This window comes from Mesorhizobium sp. M0051, assembly GCF_040323235.1.
Lineage (GTDB): Bacteria > Pseudomonadota > Alphaproteobacteria > Rhizobiales > Rhizobiaceae > Mesorhizobium.
On sequence record NZ_JAMYUT010000102.1, the window covers coordinates 1 to 625 of the forward strand.

Here is a 625-nt window from a genome sequence, read left to right on the forward strand (position 1 = left end):
GGGTTTTTTGTCCCTCTTGATCGCTCTCTTCCAACTCCGGCCTAAGCCGGTCGCCGCTTAGGGGCCGGATTGTTCACGGTCGACGGTTTTCGTTCCGCTGTCAACTCGAAGGCGGACCCGGTGCCCGCCTTCGACGGTCGGCCTAGCTGCCCATCTTCTTCGCCATCGCGCAGAATTCTGCATGCGACTTGTTAAGCGTGGTATCGCCGCAGTCTTTCAACACCGCCTTCTGTTCATCGGGCTTCATGGCCATCCATGCGGTCTTGAAATCCTTTTCAGTCCTCAACGTTTTCATCCCGGCGTCCGTGAAGAACGGTGACATCTTTGCCGGATCGTCGAGTGCGGATGTGTTGCCAGCAGCTGCGGCGCCCGCCATCATCGCAAGCGCCATCGCGCCCATTGTGAGCATTTTCATGTTCATTGTTTCCTCCGTCGTTAGGTCATTCAGCATGACCTTTGGGGAAACGTGGATCACTGAACTCGGTTCCCAGCGCGTTCCATTAGCCCAACCCCTGCATGATGAATTTGTAGATCGTGCCTAGTTGTGTGCGTCAAGTTCTGCAGAAATGGCGTGGCGGTAGCTGTGACGTCGGCGTGTCCGCCGCGCAGCTCCCGTGTTTAGCGG

At 57.1% G+C, this 625-nt stretch carries 1 protein-coding gene; it reads right to left on the reverse strand.

The genetic code is table 11. From position 1 onward, the window contains the following. Window positions 1-142 precede the first annotated feature (142 nt). Window positions 143-421, reverse strand: coding sequence for a hypothetical protein (locus NKJ90_RS33415; RefSeq protein WP_023758552.1), 279 nt, complete (start codon window positions 419-421; stop codon window positions 143-145). Window positions 422-625 lie beyond the last annotated feature (204 nt).

What these genes read in the sequence shown, in the direction of transcription:
- NKJ90_RS33415 (WP_023758552.1), bottom strand. Translation starts at nt 421, where the DNA reads ATGAACATGAAAATGCTCACAATGGGCGCGATGGCGCTTGCGATGATG.